The organism is Kitasatospora sp. NPDC005856 (assembly GCF_040629945.1).
Lineage (GTDB): Bacteria > Actinomycetota > Actinomycetes > Streptomycetales > Streptomycetaceae > Kitasatospora.
This window is the reverse complement of record NZ_JBEXWT010000014.1, coordinates 25,670-43,682: the sequence shown is the minus strand read 5'-3', so window position 1 is coordinate 43,682 and position 18,013 is coordinate 25,670. Positions and strand designations below refer to the sequence as shown.

The window sequence follows — 18,013 nt, the reverse complement described above, 5'->3', positions numbered from 1 at the left end:
ACCCTTCCCGAGCACCCGGCATCGCAATCTTCACCGTAATGCCGTAACGCCTCGTCAAACTCTGTTCCTCGTCACCCATTCGGGCGGCGCGTGCACGCACTCCCCCGCGCGCCCTGGGCTCGCGAGCCCAGGGCGCGCTTCACCGCACCTCGTCAACCGACCACCATGCATCCAGGCCGGCGCCGTCCGGCACCTGCTGGGCCTGGAGAACTAGCGGTCCACGACCGACAGCAGCACGTCCACGAGACGGTCGGCGGCGTCCGGCCGACCGTGCTCGGCGGCCCGTCGCGCGATGTCCGCGCGACGGGCCGGGTCCGTCAGCAGCGGACCGATCGCGGCCTGGAGGGTGTCCGGTGCGGCCCGACCGAGCAGGGCCACCGCCGCGCCGGCGTCCGCCAGGTGACGGGCGTTGTGCTCCTGTTCGTTCCCGGCCGACGTCGCCAACGGGATGAACACCGCGGCCCGCCCCAGCGCGGTCAGCTCGGCCAGCGTCCCCGCACCGCTGCGGGAGACGACCACGTCCGCGAGGGCGAGCACGTCCGGTAGCTCCGGGCCGACGAAGCCGGTCACCAGGTACCGTGATCGCAGGTGCTCCGGCAGCCCCGCTGCTCGCTCCCGGAGCCGCTCCTCGTGGCTGGGCCCGCACTGGTGGACCACGTTGGCGTGGCCGAGCAACCACGGCAGGATCTCGCTCACCAGCTCGTTGATCTGCCGGGAGCCCTGTGCACCGCCGGTGACGTACACGGTCGGCAAGGAACGGTCGAAGCCCCACAGCCCGAGCGCCTGGATCGCCTTGTCACCCTGGCCGGTCAGCACCTCCGGGCGGACCGGGTTGCCGGTCACCACGGCGGTGGCGCGGGCGGACTCGGGCAGGAACCGGAGCGTCGACTCGGAGGAGACCGCGACCCGGGTCGCCATCCGGGCCAGCGCCCGGTTGCCCAGGCCGAGCCGGACGGTCTGCTCGTGGACCACCAGCGGCCGATGGCACATCCGGGCGGCCATCCCGACCGGCACCGCGACGTAGCCGCCCGTACCGAGCACCACGTCCGGGCCGAAGTCGGCGACCGCGGAGCGGGCCTGGGCCACTCCCAGGGGAACACGGCCCATGTCCTTGACGTTGGCGGGCGACACCAGCTTGAGCGGGTTGGCGGAGCGCCGGATCTTCCCGGTGGCGACGGTCCTGAAGGGGATGTTCTCGGCAGCGGTCACCTTGGCCTCAAGGCCGGCGGCGGTGCCGATCCACAGCACATCCAGCGCACCATCGGCCTCGGCGAGCCGCGAGCGCAGGGCGCGGATCGCAGTGAGCGCCGGGTAGGTGTGGCCGCCCGTTCCGCCGCCGGTGACGATCAGCCGCAGAGGTCGGCCAAGACGAGAGACGAGATCGCTGATGTCCCGGTTCACGTCTGGAACATAGCAGTGCCGTCGGGCCTTCCGCCCATCTCGCCTGCGCGTCCCGGGCTCGCGAGCCCGGGACGCGCTTCGCACCACCGCACCTCACCCGACCACGCGGTCCGGATAGTCCAGCCACGCCCGGTGCTCGCCCGCGACGGTGACGGTCAGGCCGAACCGGTCGAGGCCCGGCGCGCCCTGGCGCTGCCACCAGGCGTGGGCGGCGGTCACCTCGTCCCACAGGTTGCGGGGGCCGGACTGCGAGACGGCGTGCTCGCCGTCCCAGTCGGCGAGGCGGCAGTGGGCGTACGAGACCCCGTCCCAGACCTCGAACCGGCCCGTGCCGAAGCGGTCGTAGCCCGCCCACACCTCCTGCCGGAACAGACCCGGCAGCCGCAGCCCGATCGCGAAGGCGGCGTCGGTGTGCTCGGCCACGGCGGCGGGGTCGAGCGCGGACGGGCCGTGCCGGACGTCCCCGATCTCGAACTCGCCGCTCCCGGGGCGTTGGCCCCGAACCCACATGAAGGCGACGTCCTCGACGAACGGCCCGCTCGCGGACCGGCCGTCCTCGGCGACAGTGAGCTTCAGCAGCCCGCCGTTGCAGAACGCCGTGCCGTACGGGACGACGATCACGCCGCCGGGAACCGTCTGCTCGATCAGTGCCCCGGGGACGCGCTGCACGGCGGCGGTGACGTGGACCCGGTCGTACGGTGCGCCCGCCGGATGGCCGAGCATGCCATCGCCGACAACGGCCTTGACCGGCAGGAGATTCGACGCCAGACGGCGCCGCGCGGCCCCGGCCAGTTCGGGGTCCAGCTCCACGGTGGTGACGTTCGCCGCCCCGAGCCGGCGGGCCAGCAGCGCGGCCGTCCAGCCCGTGCCGGTGCCGATGTCCAACACCCGCATGCCGTCGGCGGCCTGGAGGTGCCGGAGCATCTGAGCCACGACGGTGGGCATCGATCCGGCCGAGGACGGCGTGCTGCCGTCCTCGTCCAGCCGGGTCACCAGCGGGATGTCCGAGTGGACCAACTCACCCCACTCGACCGGGCGTTCGGTCCGGTCGAGCCACTCGCCCCCGTGGTGGATCCGGTCCGGGACGAACAGGCGGCGGGGCACGGCCCGGAACGCCGGCTCCCAGTCGGCCGACAGCGCCCCGGATTCCAGGAGTGCGTCGGCGAGCGCGTTCCACTTCACGTGGCTGCTCCTCTCAAGGCTTCGACGGCTTGGGCAGGTTGGTGGGCGGGGCATCCCGCTTGCCGTCCTGCGACGCCGCGTCCGGCTTCCCGGAGTGGCTGCCACCCCGGCGGCCGGTTCACCGCGTCGCCGGGGCGGACGTCGCGAGATCAGCATGCACGACCTTCCCGAAGGGGCGGAGGCTGACACCCCAGCGGCCTTGAGTGAGCCGGTGGACCAGCGCAAGCCCGCGCCCCGACGTCGCGTAGGGCCCGGCCTGGATCATCACGGGCATCGTGCGGGAGCCATCACCGACGAGAATGCGGACGATCCGGTCGCTCGGGCGACGCACGGCGACAACCATGCGCGTCTGGCAGCCGGTCTCGACGGCGTTGGTGGCCAGCTCACTGACGATCAACAGGGCATCGTCCACCAGCGCGTCCAGCTCCCATTCCCGCAACTTTGCGCCAACGACACGACGCGCAGCACCCACGGACTCAGCCTGGTACGGCAGGCTGGCAGTCGCCGGCCTGATGGCCACCCGAGAGGCGGCACTGGAACAGTCGATTCGGACCTCTGGTTCCGCCTCACGGGCCCCCGGTTCGACACGTCGGTCGTCACGCACACGGTTGACTTGCGCCATCGGGTCCCGGCGAAAGCCGTAGCCGTAGGTCGACGCCGGATCGAGTTCCGCCACCACCACATCGGACAGCCTGACCGTCTTCGCCGCCGCAGCTGCATCCTGCGCCATTCGTACGCTCCCTCACGCACCGAGACCGTAGCGTCACTCGACGCTACGGTCTCGGTGCGATGCGAGGGGCAGAGTTTCTGCCTCCAGTTCCTGCGGTCGCTACGCCGCCATTCCGATGGAATCAGCCAAACGCCGTCCGGCCTCCCGCATCGAGGGCTGGCCATCGACCAACCCTCGAACCATGGCTCGGGCCTCCTCGTTCCAGCGCGCCGTCTCGGGCGCGACAGCGACGGCGTCCGTAAGCAGTCCGGCAACGGACCCCGATTCGCCGCGGAGAGCGTGCGCCCTCGCGACCTCGATCAGGTGGCGACCGCGGCGGGGAACCGCCGTGACATCGGCGGTCGGCAGCCGTCGAGCCCAGCGCAACGCCGTGCCGGTCTGCCGGAGCTCGACGGCCACAGTCACCGAGTGCAGCGCGACAGCCTGGCGAGACCCCGAGGTAGGGGCGCTCCAGAAGTCCTCCGGCAGGCGCTCGGCGACGGCCGCCGCACGGTCGATCCAGCCCCACGCCTCACCGGCTTCCCCGGCCACGGCGTGAGTGATGGCGGCATGGAATGCCATGTCAGCCCAGGCACAGGCCAGTTCCGGCGTGCTCGCCCGAATCGGATCCAGCAGCCGAAGAGCGTCTTCGGTGAGCGACTGGGCGCTGTCCCACTGGCCGGACTTCCGGAACGCCTCGACCAGGAACCAACATGCCTGCCCGATCGCCTGCGCGTCGCCCGCCGCCCTCGCGGTCGCCAAGGCACGCTCGGCCACCCGCCAGACCAGGTTGCCGTCACCCTGGAACGCCGCGTACATCTGCGTCAGGTTCAGCGCGCTGGCATACATCACCTCCGCCCGTCGCCGGTCTGCGCAGTCCGGATGGGAAACCGCTGAAGAGGCGGCCGACACAAGCGACGGCAACAACTCCGCCAAGGCGGTTCGGTGATCTCCCCGGGTCATCCTGGTCCGCCAGGCGTTCGCCAACCGGGCCGCGACGTGGTCCAGGTTCGGCACCGGCCCGGAGGACAGCCCCAACGGCGATCCGTCGACCGCCCGCCGTACAGAGTCCAGGGACGCGTGCTCCACTCCGGAGTACAGGGCCGTTGGCATACTGACATCGCCCGTCAGCAAGGAGATGTCGTCAATCCCCAAGTGCTGAGCGATACGCACGAGCATCGGCAGGCGCGGCGGCAACAACGCCCCGTTCTCCACTTGCTTCAGCCAACTCGACGACCGCCCCAGCAAGGCGGCCAACACCGGACGGGACTTTCCGGCACGCTCCCGGTAGTACTGGATGCGCCGGCCAACGGGCAGTGCGGGATCCAAGGCCATGCCAACAGCCTATGGCCGCGGGGCCGTCTCGGGCAGCCTGGAGAATCCGGGGCTGCGTTGAGGAACTTCGAGTACTTGGGGTTGCGGCCCGGAAGCAGAGGGCGGTGTGACAGTGACGGTTCAGCTCCTGAACGGTGAGCAAACTGCCGAACTGGAGTCAGAGTTGAAGCAGGTGTTCGCCGAAGCATTCGCGGAGCCTCCCTACGGTGAAGGTCCGGCCGATGTGGAGCGAGCGTTTCGGCGGTTCCGCTCCCAGATGCGGCGGCCCGGGTTCCGGGCAGCGATCCCCTTCGACGAAGAAGCCGTCGTCGGGATGGCCTATGGCTACCCTCTGTCTGCGAACACCGGATGGTGGGACACCTTGATCGACCCCGTGCCCAATGACCTCAGGCGCGAGGACGGCAAGCGGACGTTCGGCCTCTTCGAACTGGCGGTCCGGCCCCAGCGGCGCGGCCAAGGCATCGCCTCCCACATGCACCGTGCCCTCACCGAAGTACTCGACAACGAGCGGGTGATGCTGAACAGCCGTCCAGAGGCAACGAACGCCCAGGCCGCTTACCGAGCCTGGGGCTACCGCCGGGTCGGATCAGCAATCCCCTGGGAGGGTGCGGCCCGACACGACGTGATGGTCCTCGACCTGCCGCATCCGTAGGCCACTCGGCAACAGCCGGAACGAGAAGTGGGCGTCTCAGGGCCTGCGCTGGCCGGCGCAGGCCCTGCCCGCACCGAGGCCCCCTCCTCGAGCACGGCACTCCCCTGCCGTAGCGTGGGTTCCCTTCCCCAGGAGGCGTGTTGAGCGAGATCATCCTCATGTCCGATCCGAAGGTCGCCGCGATCCCCGTCGCGCACCGCGCCGAACAGTTGCTGGACGTACGGAGCGGCAACGGGCTCCTCGTCGACGAGCGCAAGCAGGACGGCACCGGCGCCTTCGCGCACCTGAGGGCCGGTGTCCTGGACCGGCTGCTCGACGCGCAGGCCGCGCTGCCCGACGGCCTGCGGCTGCTGTTCGTCGAGGGCTACCGGCCACCGGCTCTCCAGAGCAGCTACTTCGACGAGTACGCCGCCGAGTTGCGCACCGCGAACCCCGACTGGCCGGCCGACCGGATCCGGTCGGCGACCAGCCGCTACGTCTCGCCGCCGGAGATCGCGCCGCACAGTGCCGGGGCCGCCGTCGACCTCACCCTCGTCGACGCCGACGGCCGTGAACTCGACCTCGGCACCAGGGTCAACGCCAGTCCGGAGGAGAGCGCCGGGGCCTGCTACACCCACGCCGACGGCATCAGTGCTCAGGCCCGCGCCAACCGGCGGCTGCTCAGCGACGCCCTGACCGGCGCCGGGCTCGTCAACTACCCCACCGAGTGGTGGCACTGGTCGTACGGGGACCGCTACTGGGCGCTGGCCACCGGCGCGCCGTCCGCGCTCTACGGGCCGGCGCACCGGTAGCCGCGAGCGGCCACGACACGCGGCCGCGCACCGGTACCCGACCGTGCCCCCGGCCTCGGGCCAAGATGGCGTCGACACCGGAGCGGGCCCGAGGAGCAGGACGATGACCGAGCAGAACCCCGAGCAACTCCCCGCCGTCGCCGTCGCGATCGTGGTCAAGGACGGCCGGGTGCTGATGGTGCGGCGGCGGGTCGCCGAGGGCGAGCTGTCCTGGCAGTTCCCCGCCGGGGAGGTCGAGCCGGACGAGTCCCCGGAGGAGGCGGCCGTGCGTGAGACCGCCGAGGAGACCGGCCTCCGCGTCGCCGCCGCCCGGCTGCTCGGTGAGCGGGAGCATCCGCAGAGCGGGCGGCGGATGGCGTACACGGCCTGCGAGGTGGTCGGCGGCACCGCCATGGTGAGGGACGCCGACGAGTTGGACCGGGTGGTGTGGGCGTCCCGTGCCGAGCTGGCGGGATACGTGCCGTTCCCGATGTTCCCGCCGGTCCAGGAGTACCTGGACGGCACGCTCGCCGGCTGAACGGGGAACTCAGCCCCCGATGCCCGTCCGGGCACCGAACTTCCCGCCGCGGGAGGCCAGTTCCTTGAGCATGACCCCGCCGCGCCCGGCGAGGTGCGAGCGCCGCAGGCTGTCGTCGCGCCGGGTGAACTGAGCCACCGCGCCGCGCCGGCCGAGGGTGACGGCCCGGGCGACGTAGCGCGGGGTGTACGGCGCGGGGGTGCGGCCCGCGAGCAGGCGACGCAGGTTGTCCACCGCGCGGACGGCCTGCGGGCCGGCCAGCGCGCAGGCGAAGCGGGCGCCGGGGACGGCGGCGCAGTCGCCGATGGCGAAGAGCCGCTCGTCGTCGACGCTGCGCAGGGACGCGTCCACGGCCATCCGGCCGTCCCCGTCGACGGTGAGGCCGCTGCGGGTGGCGAGCCCGGGGACGCCCGACACGATCGCCCACAGGGTCAGGTCGGAGGCGAGCGCCACGCCCGACCGCAGGTGCACCGCACTCTCGGTGGTCCGCACGACGTGGCCGTCCACCGCCTCGACGCCCAACCGCGCCAGCCCGTCCCGGACCTTCCGGTGCGCCCGCTCGGTGAAGTCCCCGGCCACCGCCGACCCGACGATCCGCACCCGCAGGTCCGGCCGCGCCTCGGCGAGCTCGGCCGCCGTCTCGATGCCGGTCGGGCCGCCGCCGACCACCGTGACCGCGCTCCCGGCGGGCAGCGCGGCCAGCGCCGTCCGGGCCTGCTCCGCGCCCTCCCAGCTGCCCACCGGGACGGTTCCCGGCATCGGCCGCACCGTGCTGCCCACGGCGAGGAACGCCCAGTCGAAGGTGAGGCCCGTTCCGTCGTCCAGCGTGACGACGCCGTCGCCGATCCGGTCGACGGTGCCGACCTCCAGCGCGACCCCGTCCCGGAGCATCGACGCGATCGGTTCCACGGCGGCGGCCGTCCCCGCGATCCGCTGGTGCAGCCGCACCCGCTCCACGAAGTCCGGGCGCGGGTTGACCACCGTCACCTCGGCGGCCCGCACCTTCCGCGCGACCCGGTTCGCCGCGAGCATGCCCGCGTAACCGGCGCCCACCACGACCACCTTCATCTCGGGTACCACCGTCATCCCGGCCTCCTGCCGACGCACCGCGTTTCCGTTCGGTCGGACAGGAGATGCCGACGGGCGCCCCGGCGTGACACCGGCGGCCGTATGGCGCAGGTCACATCGCCGGGCTGTCACGGATCGGCGGGCTCCGGCGTCCTGTGGGAGGCACCAGCCGACGGAAGGAGACCCGAGATGAGCGGCGAGCACGCGGACGGCCGCCACCCCGACCCGGCCACCGAGGCCTTCGTCGCCCACCGCAACCTGCTGTTCACCGTCGCCTACGAGATGCTCGGCTCGGCGGTGGACGCCGAGGACGTCCTCCAGGAGACCTGGCTGCGCTGGGCGGGCGTCGACCTCGCCGTCGTGCGGGACCGGCGCGCCTACCTCGTCCGGATCACCACCCGACAGGCGCTCGGACGGCTGCGCACGATCGGCCGGCGCAAGGAGTCCTACGTCGGCCCGTGGCTGCCCGAACCGCTGCTCACCTCGCCGGACGTCGCCGAGCAGGTCGAGCTGGCGGACAGCATCTCGATGGCGATGATGATGGTCCTGGAGACCCTCGCACCCACCGAGCGGGCGGTGTTCGTGCTGCGCGAGGTGTTCGGCCTCGGGTACGAGGAGATCGCGGAGGCCGTCGACAGGACCCCGGTCACGGTCCGCCAGATCGCCCACCGGGCGCGCGCCCACGTCGCCGCCCGCCGACCGCGCGGCGCGGTCTCGGCCGACGAGGCCCGCACCGCCGTCGCCGCCTTCCGACGGGCCGTCGAGACGGGCGACCTGCAACAGCTCCTGGACCTCCTCGCCCCCGACGTGGTCGCGCTGAGCGACGGCGGCGGCATCAAGCAGGCCATGCCCCGGCCCACCGTCGGCGCGGGGCCCGTGGGCCGCCTGCTGGCCGCGGGCGTGGCGGTGTGGGGGCCGCTGAGGACGTGCGAACCGGCCCAGGTCAACGGGCACCCGGCGCTGATCCTGCGGATGGACGGGGAGATCGACCTGGTGGTGGCGATGCGGATCGACGAGGGGCTGATCACCGGCATCTACTCGGTGCGCAACCCGGAGAAGCTCACCCACATGGAGCGGGAGACGCCGGTGAGCCTCTGAGAGGGCGGTCCGCCCTCCGAAGCCCCGGACGGCCGGAACCCGGGAACGCCCCCGGACGGCCGGAACCCGGGAACCCCCGTGCGCCCTCGCACGCCCCCGTACGCTGTCCCGCAGCACCGGGAACGAGGGCGTTCGGGGGAGCCAGTGGAACTAGGTCAGTTGCGCGTCTTCGAGGCCGTCGTCATCCATCGCACCGTCGCCGGCGCGGCCATGGCGCTCGGGGTGACCCCGTCCTCCGTCTCCGAACAGGTCCGCACCCTCGAGCTCAGCCTCGGCACCGACCTGTTCGACCGGGCGCGGCGCGACCTGACCCTCACCTCGGCGGGAGAGCGGCTGCTGCCCTGGTCCCGCCGTCTCCTCGACCAGGCCGAACAGGCCCGCCGCGAAGTCTCCGTCGCCGTCGCCGCCCGGACCCGGCTGCGCCTCGGCGTCCTGGCAGCCGTCGCCGCCACCCACCTCCCGGCCGTCCTCGCCCGCCTCACCGACCGCCGGCACGGCCTGGACCTGTCCCTCCACACCGACCGCGCCCGTGACGCGCTCCTCGACGGTGTCGCGGCCGGTGCCCTGGACGCCGCCGTCGTCCTGGACGCCCCCGGCCCGCTCGGCGCGCTCGGCTTCCCCCTGCCACCCGCCCCGCTCGACCACCTCGACCTCCAGGCCGTCCCCCTCGCCCTGGTCGCGGCCCCCACCCACCCACTGGCCCGCGCCACCACCCTCACCCCCGACCACCTCCGCGGCCAGCGCCTCCTCGTCGGCTCCCCCACCTGCTCCTACCGCCTCGCCGGCGACCGCCTCCTCGGCTCCCACGTCCAACGCCTCCACACCGGCGCCGTCCCCACCACCCGTGCCTGCGCCGAACAGGGCCTCGGCATCGCCCTCCTCCCCGCCCACGCCGTCCACGACCGCCTCACCGCCGGCACCCTCACCCGCCTCCCCCTCGACCCCCCGCCCCTCCACCTCCGCCTCCTCTGGCCCACCGACCACGCCCCCCTGCCCGCCCTCCGCCCCCTCCCCGCACACGAGCGCGCCCCGGGGTTAGACGAACCCCGGGGCGCGCAACGGCTCTCCTGACGTCAGGCCTTGGGGCCCGCCGACTGGACGACCTCGAAGGACCAGAGCGTGGAGCCGGTGGCGGCGGGACGCTTGGGGGCCTCGCCCTCACCGCCGTTCTGGTGGGCGGACTTCATGGGGCCCTCCATCCAGGCCTTGAAGTCCTCCTCGCTGCGCCAGCGGGTGTAGACGAGGTACTGGTCGGTGCCCTCGACGGGGCGCAGGAGCTCGAACCACTCGAAGCCGTCCGAGTTCTCCACCGCGCCGGCGCGGGAGGCGAAGCGCTGCTCCAGCACCTCGCGCTGCTCGGCCGGCACCGTCAGGACGTTGATCTTGACGACGGACATGGCACGCTCCTTCTGTTTCGGTGACTGCTGACGGACAGCAGTCTGCTACACCTCACGGCCGGGCCGTCCACGGGTCGCGAGGGTCTGGTTCTTGTAGGCCTTCACGCCGGTGATCTCGGCGCCGAACCACTCCGGTGCCGAGAACGCCTCCGCCTCGGCCTCCGAGCCGAACTCGACCTCGGCGGTGCGCAGTCCGGCCAGCTCCCCCTGGTAGACGTCCGCGTAGACCGTGACGCCGGAGGCCTCGAAGGTGTAGCGGTCCTTGCTCAGTCGCGCCCCCTCGGTGGCGGGCCAGAGTTCGGTGAACTCCTGTTCCCCGAGCTCGCGTTCCACCTCGATCCGGACCGGTGCGCCGGCCGAGGAGTCCTTGCGCTTGACGCCGAGGACGCAGCTGTCGGCGATCCGCCGCAGCCGCACCTCCGTCCCGTCGTCCTTGATCGTGATGTAGCCCTGCTCGATGTGCTGCCGCACCGCCGTGTCCGGCGGCTCGAAGTCACCCAGCAGGAACTTGCGCTCGATTTCGAGCGGCATGCCGCACCACCTTTCCGGCAGGCCGTCAGAACGACCGGCCCTCCCCACGGTACGGCCCCTGGGGTCCCGACGGGTCCGGTCGGTCCCGCAGGTCCGCACAGAGCGAGGAGCTGAGCCGGTTCAGCACCCCGGCGAGTTCGGCGTACCGCTGCTCGTCCCAGTCCCCCAGCAGTTCGGCGAGCTGGGTGCGCCGGGCGGCGACCAACCGCAGCGCCACCTCCTCCCCCGCTTCGGTGAGCCGCAGCGGCAGCCCGCCGGACCGTACGGCCAGTCCCCGGCCCTCCACCTCCCGGACGGCCTCCTCCACGACGGCCATCGGGACGATCCGCCGCTCGGCCAGTTCGGCCGGCTCGACCGAGCCGTGCTGGTGCACCTGGAGGAGCAGCCAGCTGGAGGCGGGCCGCAGGTCCAGCCCGGCGGTCTCGGTGATCCGCCGGAAGAGGTCGCGCCGGGCCTCGCGGCCGTTCAGCACCGAGAGCGCGCGGGCGATCTCGTCCAGCGAGGTGCGCTCGACCGGGTTGACGCCGATGGACTCGCCGAGGTCCGGCGCGGTGACGCTGGAGCGCAGCTTCTGTTCGCGCAGGAACAGCGACAGCACGAAGGCGACCACCGCGACCGGCACCGCGTACAGGAACACCCGGGTGATCGACTCGGCGTACGCGTGGTAGACCGCCGGCTGGACGTCGGCCGGCAGCTGGGGGATGACCCGCGGGTCGGAGGTGATGGTCTCCGGCTGGAAGCCGGGCGGCAGCGGCACCCCCGCCAGGGCGTCGGCGAGCCGGCTGCTCAGGCCGCTCGCGAAGACCGTCCCGAAGATGGAGACGCCGAAGGAGGCCCCGATGGAGCGGAAGAAGGTGGCGCCCGCGGTGGCCACACCGAGGTCCTCGTAGCCGACCGAGTTCTGCACGATCAGCACCAGCACCTGCATCACCAGGCCCAGCCCGAGTCCGAAGACCAGGAAGTAGAAGCTCGTCTCGGCGGTGCTGCTGTGCTCGTCCAGCCGGGAGAGCAGCAGCAGCCCGACGGTGGTCACGGCCGTCCCGGCGATCGGGAAGATCCGGTAGTGACCGGTGCGGGCGACGATCTGACCGGACCCGATCGAGGTGAGCAGCATGCCGAGCACCATCGGCAGCATGTGGAGGCCGGACAGGGTGGGCGAGACCTGGTGGACCACCTGGAGGAAGGTCGGCAGGTAGGTCAGCGCGCCGAACATCGCGAAGCCGACCACGAAGGAGATCACCGCGACCAGGCTGAAGGTCCGCGAGCGGAACAGCCGCAACGGCAGCACCGGCTCCACCGCGGTCCGCTCGACCAGGACGAAGGCGAGCAGCAGCACCAGGCCGAGCACGCCGAGGCCGACGATCTGCCAGGAGGTCCAGTCCCAGGTGGTCCCGCCGAGCGAGGTCATCAGCACCAGGCAGGTGGCGACGGCGGCGATCAGGACGGTGCCGAGGTAGTCGATCCGGTGCTCGCGCCGGACCTCCCGCCCGTGCAGCACCATCGCGATCACCACCAGGGCGACGACGCCGATCGGCAGGTTGATGTAGAAGACCCAGCGCCAGCTGAGGTTGTCGACGAACACGCCGCCGAGCAGCGGCCCGAGCACGCTGGTGACGCCGAACACGGCACCGAAGAGGCCCTGGTAGCGGCCGCGGTCCCGCGGGGCGACGAGGTCGCCGACGATCGCCTGGGAGAGCACCATCAGCCCGCCGCCGCCCAGGCCCTGGAGTGCGCGGAAGGCGATCAGCTCGCCCATGTTCTGGGCGATCCCGCACAGCACCGAGCCGAGCAGGAAGATCACGATGGAGGCCTGGAAGAAGCGCTTCCGGCCGTACATGTCGCCGAGCTTGCCCCAGAGCGGGGTCGCGGCGGTGGACGCCAGCAGGTAGGCGGTGACCACCCAGGAGAGGTGTTCGAGGCCGCCGAGGTCGCTGACGATGGTCGGCAGCGCGGTGGAGACGATGGTCTGGTCGAGGGCGGCGAGCAGCATCGCCAGCAGCAGGGCGCCGATCGGCACCCAGAGGTTGGGGACGGTGACCGCCGGCGGGCCGCTCCCGCCCGCGGCACTCCGGTCGGACCCGGCGGCTCGGTCGGACCCGGCGCTCCGGCCGGACGCGGCGTGCTGCTCCGTCATGGCGTCTCCGTCGACATCACGACGTCTCCGTGGGCATCACGACGTCTCCGTGGGCATGGCGTCTCCATGGGGGCGCGGGCCCGTCGGCCGGGCCGTGCGGATGATCACTCCCAGCTCACAGCGTGCGCCGGTTCGTCCCGATGTGTTCCATCGGGTTGAGCCGAGCGTAAGCGCCGGGGACAACCGCCGCGCCCCGGGCATTCTCCGGAGAGCCAACCGGCACCAACCGGCACAACACCCCCGCCGGGGGACGGACGCCCCTGTCCACCCTTCGGGCGGTCCTGCATAATCAGGCGCGATCGTGCGCCCCGGGTCCGCCCGGAAGGTGCGCCGAACGACCGAACATCCGCCCGCGAAGTCGACGCGAAACCGAGGAGGACCGGCCGATGCCGGACCAGCACTGCCCGACGTGCGGCACCGCACGCTCCACCGGCTGCGGCTGCGTCCCGGACCCGAGCCTCACCGAGACCGCCGTCCTGCCCCACCTAGGGGGCCCGCTGGTGCGCCCGTACGTCCCGCAGACCGCCGACCAGGTGGCCGACGGGACCCACCCGAACGCGCCGGTGGTGGACCCGTTCGCGACCACGGTGCTGCCGCCCGCGCCCCCGGGGCGGCCCGGGCCGCCGGCCGCTCCCCCGCTCGGACCGGACGCCGACGCGTACGCCACCACCGTGCTGCCGCCCGTCGCCCCGGGGCAGGACCCGTTCGGGGTGGCCGCCGGTGCCCACGCGGGGGCCGGCGGCTACCCGGGGGCCGACACCTACCCGGAGGTCGACGGCTACGCCGCCACCACCGTGCTGCCGCCCGTCCCGCCCGGGCCGGGCCCGCACCCGCACGCACCGGCTTCGGGGCCGGCCGGGAACGAGATCGGCCTCTTCTCCTTCGGGCAGGCGCCGGACGCCGGGCCGGCCTCGAACACCGGTCGGGCCCCGGGCGCGCCCGGGCCGGAGGCCGGCGGCGGCCGGGCCGCCAGGAGGGCGGCCGAGCAGTCCGACCGGCGCCCGCTCGCCCAGCGCAAGGGGCTGCTCGCCGGGGTCGGCGCCGCCCTGGTGGCGCTCACCATCGGTGTCGCGTACGCGGTGACGCCCTCCGGCGAGCCGCCGGCCAAGCGGGCGCAGCCGCTGCCGACGAGCACCCTGGTGCCCGCGCCCGTGGACCCGCCCACCCTGGCGGCGCCCGCCCCGAGCACGGCGGCGCCGACCAGCCAGGCGCCGAGTCCGACGCCCACCCCCACCCGCAGGCCGAGCCCGACGAAGACGGCCGCCCCGGCCCCGACCGCCACGCCGACCGCCGAGGCCCCGGCCGCTCCCCCCGTCCCGACCCCCACGCCGACCGCGCCGGCGCCGAGCACCCCTGCCCCGGCCCCTTCGCCCACCGCCACCCCGACCCCGCGGGTCCTGCAGTACGGGATGAGCGGCCCGGACGTCACGGCCCTCCAGCAGAAGCTCGCCGTCGTCGTCTGCTGGGCGAGCGTGCCGGTGACCGGGCTGTACGACGACACCACCGTGAACACCGTCAGCTACGTCCAGTGGATGTGGGACGTCAAGGGCGACAAGCGGGGCATCTTCGGCCCCAACACCCGCGCCGCCCTGGACAAGCACAACACCTGCTGACCGCAGGGCCCGGTCGGCGGTCGTCCCGAGAGCCGACCGCCGACCGGCGCGGGGATCAGCCCGTGATCGCCCCGAAGATGCTGATGCCTGCCAGCACCACCATGATCGTCGCCGCGACCCGGATGATCAGCTTCATCGGCACGTACTTGAGCAGCTTCTGCCCGCCCACGATGGCGATCCCGCCGACCGCGCACAGCGCCAGCCAGGAGCCCAGGCCGACGGCCAGCGGGTCGGCGTACTTGGCGGCCAGGTTGGCGGTCATGATCTGGGTCAGGTCACCGAACTCGGCGACCGCGACGACCACGAAGCTGGCCCCGGCCACCTTCCAGAAGCTGTTCGAGGACGGCTCCTTGGCCGCGTGCTCGTCCTCCTCCTCGCCACCGTGGAACAGCAGCATCGCCGCGCCGACCAGGAACAGCACGCCGGTGACGCCCTCCACCCAGCGGTGCGGCAGCAGGGTGAGCAGGTGCCCGGCGACGAGCGCGAGGCCCACCTGGAGGGCGAAGGCCGCGGCGATGCCCGCGAAGACGTAGCTCGCGCGGTACTTGGTGCCGAGCACCAGGCTGGCCAGCGCGGTCTTGTCCGGCAGTTCGGACAGGAAGATGATGCCGAAGGTCAACGCGGCAATGGTGATACTCATCAGGAGTCCTCGGTCGGGCTGCCCGGCCTCCGCAGCTCCGTCAGGGGACACTTCGGCCCGACAGCACTGGTCATGGTCACAGCACTGCGGCCGAAGGTCTCGCCGGCAACGCTCTTCGAGCGGTGCCCCGGGCGCCGGACCCCTGGGGGGTCAGTATGTCGACGGTCCGGTGGAGGGCTACTCCCCTTCAACGACCACCAGCGTACCCGACGGGGTCAACGGGCCCGTCCGGGGAGACCGACCCGCGACCCGCGGCATCGGCCGACGCCCTAGCGGGCGACCCCGTCCGGCTCGGCCGCGACCAGCCCGCGGCCGACCAGTTCCAGCACCACCACGATCGCCACCGATTCCACCGCCAGCAACCCGATCAGCACGAACAGTTGCACGGCCCCCGCCTGGACCGGCGAGGCCCCGCCCAGCAGCATCCCGACGAAGGCCCCGGGCAGGGTGACCAGGCCGACCGTCCGGGTCTGGTCCAGCGCCGGGACGAGCGAGGTCGCCGCCGCCGTCCGGCAGATCTCCAGCCGGGCGTCGCGCTCCTCGAAGCCGAGCGCCAGCGCCGCCTCCACCTCACCGTGCCGCAGCCGCAGCTCGTCCAGGGCCCGCCGCCCGGCCAGCGAGGTCGCGCTGAGCGCCCCGCCGATCAGGATGCCCGCGACCGGGATGACGGACAGGCCCTCGGCCGGCAGCAGCCCGGTGCCCAGCAGCAGGGCGAGCACCGGCAGCACCCCGGCGCCGATCGGGGCCGCCGCCCGGACCCAGTCCGGGCCCGGGGTCATCCGCCGTCCGGCCGTGCGCACCGCGACGGAGAACATCAGCACCACGAACAGCGCCGACCACCAGAGCGAACCGACCACCCAGGTGATCACCGCGGCGACGGCGGCCAGCTGCACCACGGCGCGCAGCCCGGCCCGCAGCACGGCGTGACCGTGGCCGAGCAGGCCCCACCCGGCCACCGCGACGGCGGCCAGCAGCAGCACCGCGGTGACCGCCCCGAGCAGCGGGGTGACCGGCAGCAGCTGGCCGCCGGAGGCCGCCAGGTCCGCCGGGAGCATCAGATCCGGCCCATCGGCCGGCGCCCATCAGACCCAGGCCCATCGGACACGGCCCGTCGGATACGGCTCATCGGGTGCGGCCCTCAGATCCAGCTGGTGAACCACATCCGGTCCTGCCAGGACGACATCGGGATCACCTCCGCCGTGTACAGCGGGTAGAAGAAGGCGAAGCAGCCGACGATCGCGAGCACGACCGCCCCGGCCCCGATCGCCCCGATCCGGCGGCGCTCGGGGCTGCACCCGGGCGGGCCGAGCATCGCCCCGAGCATCTGGGCGACGGCCAGGCACAGGAACGGCACCAGCACGACCATGTAGAAGGAGAAGATCGTCCGCTCCTGGTACCGGAACCAGGGCAGGTAGATCCCGGCCACCGCGCACAGCACCGCGCCCGAGCGCCAGTCCCGCCGGAAGAACCAGCGCCACAGCAGGTAGACCAGTGCGAAGCAGGCCGCCCACCAGAGGAAGGGCGTGCCGAGGCCGAGGATCTGCGAGGCGCAGCCGCCCGAGGAGGTGCAGCCGCGCTGCCCGTACGGGACCTGCTCCCAGTACATCGAGACCGGGCGGCCGTCGACCAGCCAGGCGAAGGGGTTGGACTGGTAGGTGTGCGGGGTGCTCAGGCCGGTGTTGAAGTCGTACATCTGCGAGTGGTAGTGCCAGAGGCTGCGCAGCGACGCGGGCACCCAGCTCATCGGGATCTGCGGCAGCGGGATGCCGAGGACGCTGTCCGGGGAGAGCCCGGCGCGCCCGTCGGCCCAGTGCCGGTCGTAGCCGCCCCCGCCGGTCGGGCCGGAGCCGCCGGTGGCGAGCCAGCCGCTCCAGGCGCCGACGTACACCACCACGGCGGAGCCGACCATGGCGAGGAAGGCGGGGACGGCGTCCCGGCGCAGCATGGACCGCCAGGGGTGGCGGGCGCCGGCGGCGCGGCGGCCGGACTGGTCCCACAGGACGGTCAGGATGCCGAAGGCGGCGAGGATCGGGGCGCCGTTCCACTTGACCGCGCAGGCGGCGCCGAGGAACACCCCGGCGGCGATCCGCCAGGGGCGCCACCCGAGCCGGACGGTGTCGCCGCCGACGGTTCCGGCGGCCGTGGCGAGCCGGGCGCGAGTGCGGTCGCGGTCGATCAGCAGGCTGCCGAAGGCGGCGAGCACGAAGAACATCTGGATGCCGTCGAGCAGGCCGACCCGGCTCATCACCAACTGGAGGCCGTCCACCGACATCAGCAGCGCGGCGGTGCAGCCGATCAGGGTGGAGCCGAAGAGGCGGCGGCCGATCCGGGCCAGCATCAGCACGGTGACGGTGCCGAGCAGGGCGGTCATGAACCGCCAGCCGAAGGGGTTCAGGCCGAACAGCTGCTCGCCGATCGCCATGACCCACTTGCCGAGCGGCGGGTGGGCGATGAACTCGGGCGCGGAGGTCAGCGGGATCGACTGCGGGACGGAGAGGATGTCGGCGTTGGCATGGTCGGGCCAGGTGCCCTCGTAGCCCTGCTGGAGCAGCGACCAGGCGTCCTTGGGGTAGTACGTCTCGTCGAAGACGAAGGAGTCGGGGTGGCCGAGGTTCCAGAACCGCAGCAGGCCGGCGAAGAGCGCCACGGCGATCGGTCCGAGCCAGCCGGAGCGGTCGGCCGCCCAGCGGACCAGGCCCCCGCGCGGGGCCGGTGCCGGGGCGGCGGTGGCCGGGGCCGCCGGTGGGTGCGTGAGCGCCGCTTGCGTCATAGCCTCGCCGATTCGCCTGTCTGGTCTGCCCGGGTCCTGGCTCCGCCCGGGTCGTGCCGCGCCGGGCGGGGCCGGGCGGTCAACAGCCACTGACACTATGTGGCGGTGCGCGCGAAGCCAAGCGCGACGGGCGCCGACCAGGTGACCTGGTCGGCGCCCGTTCCGAACGCTCTTG

Annotated in this window: 17 protein-coding genes; 6 read left to right on the top strand and 11 right to left on the bottom strand. The window is 73.1% G+C overall.

Annotated elements, in window-relative coordinates:
• Positions 1-210 precede the first annotated feature (210 nt).
• The 4 genes from ABZ449_RS11450 to ABZ449_RS11435 form a co-directional block, all read right to left on the bottom strand.
• Positions 211-1,401 carry a UDP-N-acetylglucosamine--N-acetylmuramyl-(pentapeptide) pyrophosphoryl-undecaprenol N-acetylglucosamine transferase gene (locus ABZ449_RS11450; protein WP_360343915.1) on the bottom strand — a complete coding sequence of 397 codons (1,191 nt, stop codon included), beginning with the start codon at positions 1,399-1,401 and terminating at the stop codon, positions 211-213.
• A gap of 93 nt (positions 1,402-1,494) precedes the next feature.
• Positions 1,495-2,583, bottom strand: a complete 1,089-nt coding sequence (locus ABZ449_RS11445; RefSeq protein WP_360343912.1) for a methyltransferase domain-containing protein — start codon at positions 2,581-2,583, stop codon at positions 1,495-1,497.
• Positions 2,584-2,701: 118 nt separating this feature from the next.
• Positions 2,702-3,313 carry an ATP-binding protein gene (locus ABZ449_RS11440; protein WP_360343909.1) on the bottom strand — a complete coding sequence of 204 codons (612 nt, stop codon included), beginning with the start codon at positions 3,311-3,313 and terminating at the stop codon, positions 2,702-2,704.
• 99 nt (positions 3,314-3,412) lie between these two features.
• On the bottom strand, positions 3,413-4,627 hold the full coding sequence (locus ABZ449_RS11435; protein WP_360343906.1) for a helix-turn-helix transcriptional regulator: 1,215 nt from the start codon (positions 4,625-4,627) through the stop codon (positions 3,413-3,415).
• A gap of 112 nt (positions 4,628-4,739) precedes the next feature.
• Between ABZ449_RS11435 and ABZ449_RS11430 the strand changes: the two genes are divergently transcribed.
• From ABZ449_RS11430 to ABZ449_RS11420, 3 genes are all read left to right on the top strand, one after another.
• Positions 4,740-5,279 (top strand): GNAT family N-acetyltransferase, encoded by a 540-nt coding sequence (locus ABZ449_RS11430; RefSeq protein ID WP_360343903.1) that lies wholly within the window; start codon positions 4,740-4,742, stop codon positions 5,277-5,279.
• A gap of 140 nt (positions 5,280-5,419) precedes the next feature.
• Positions 5,420-6,070 carry a M15 family metallopeptidase gene (locus ABZ449_RS11425; RefSeq protein ID WP_360343900.1) on the top strand — a complete coding sequence of 217 codons (651 nt, stop codon included), beginning with the start codon at positions 5,420-5,422 and terminating at the stop codon, positions 6,068-6,070.
• 103 nt (positions 6,071-6,173) lie between these two features.
• The gene (locus ABZ449_RS11420; RefSeq protein WP_360343897.1) at positions 6,174-6,587 is read left to right on the top strand and encodes an NUDIX hydrolase; all 414 of its coding nucleotides are present in this window, start codon (positions 6,174-6,176) and stop codon (positions 6,585-6,587) included.
• A gap of 9 nt (positions 6,588-6,596) precedes the next feature.
• Here the strand turns inward: ABZ449_RS11420 and ABZ449_RS11415 are convergent, their stop codons facing one another.
• Positions 6,597-7,673, bottom strand: coding sequence for an FAD-dependent oxidoreductase (locus ABZ449_RS11415; protein ID WP_360343894.1), 1,077 nt, complete (start codon positions 7,671-7,673; stop codon positions 6,597-6,599).
• A gap of 171 nt (positions 7,674-7,844) precedes the next feature.
• Here ABZ449_RS11415 and ABZ449_RS11410 point away from each other — a divergent pair, with 171 nt between their 5' ends.
• Both ABZ449_RS11410 and ABZ449_RS11405 read left to right on the top strand, forming a co-directional pair.
• A complete protein-coding gene (locus tag ABZ449_RS11410; protein ID WP_360343891.1) occupies positions 7,845-8,753 on the top strand; it encodes an RNA polymerase sigma-70 factor in 909 nt (302 codons plus the stop codon).
• A gap of 159 nt (positions 8,754-8,912) precedes the next feature.
• Positions 8,913-9,824 carry a LysR family transcriptional regulator gene (locus ABZ449_RS11405; RefSeq protein ID WP_360343888.1) on the top strand — a complete coding sequence of 304 codons (912 nt, stop codon included), beginning with the start codon at positions 8,913-8,915 and terminating at the stop codon, positions 9,822-9,824.
• 2 nt (positions 9,825-9,826) lie between these two features.
• Here ABZ449_RS11405 and ABZ449_RS11400 read toward each other — a convergent pair whose 3' ends face one another.
• The 3 genes from ABZ449_RS11400 to ABZ449_RS11390 are packed head-to-tail and all read right to left on the bottom strand — an operon-like array spanning position 9,827 to position 12,815.
• A complete protein-coding gene (locus ABZ449_RS11400; RefSeq protein WP_360343885.1) occupies positions 9,827-10,150 on the bottom strand; it encodes an antibiotic biosynthesis monooxygenase in 324 nt (107 codons plus the stop codon).
• Positions 10,151-10,195: 45 nt separating this feature from the next.
• Entirely contained in the window at positions 10,196-10,681 is a 486-nt protein-coding gene (locus tag ABZ449_RS11395) for a hypothetical protein (RefSeq protein ID WP_360343882.1), read from the bottom strand.
• Between the two features lie 25 nt (positions 10,682-10,706).
• Positions 10,707-12,815 (bottom strand): MFS transporter, encoded by a 2,109-nt coding sequence (locus ABZ449_RS11390; protein ID WP_360343879.1) that lies wholly within the window; start codon positions 12,813-12,815, stop codon positions 10,707-10,709.
• 386 nt (positions 12,816-13,201) lie between these two features.
• Here ABZ449_RS11390 and ABZ449_RS11385 point away from each other — a divergent pair, with 386 nt between their 5' ends.
• Complete coding sequence (locus ABZ449_RS11385; protein ID WP_360343876.1) at positions 13,202-14,428, top strand: peptidoglycan-binding domain-containing protein; 1,227 nt, start codon at positions 13,202-13,204, stop codon at positions 14,426-14,428.
• Positions 14,429-14,483: 55 nt separating this feature from the next.
• Here ABZ449_RS11385 and ABZ449_RS11380 read toward each other — a convergent pair whose 3' ends face one another.
• The 3 genes from ABZ449_RS11380 to ABZ449_RS11370 form a co-directional block, all read right to left on the bottom strand.
• Entirely contained in the window at positions 14,484-15,071 is a 588-nt protein-coding gene (locus tag ABZ449_RS11380) for a TMEM165/GDT1 family protein (protein WP_360344296.1), read from the bottom strand.
• 266 nt (positions 15,072-15,337) lie between these two features.
• Positions 15,338-16,123, bottom strand: a complete 786-nt coding sequence (locus tag ABZ449_RS11375; RefSeq protein ID WP_360343873.1) for an ABC transporter permease — start codon at positions 16,121-16,123, stop codon at positions 15,338-15,340.
• A gap of 83 nt (positions 16,124-16,206) precedes the next feature.
• Positions 16,207-17,838: a phospholipid carrier-dependent glycosyltransferase gene (locus tag ABZ449_RS11370; protein ID WP_360343870.1), complete on the bottom strand. Its 1,632-nt coding sequence runs from the start codon at positions 17,836-17,838 to the stop codon at positions 16,207-16,209.
• Positions 17,839-18,013 lie beyond the last annotated feature (175 nt).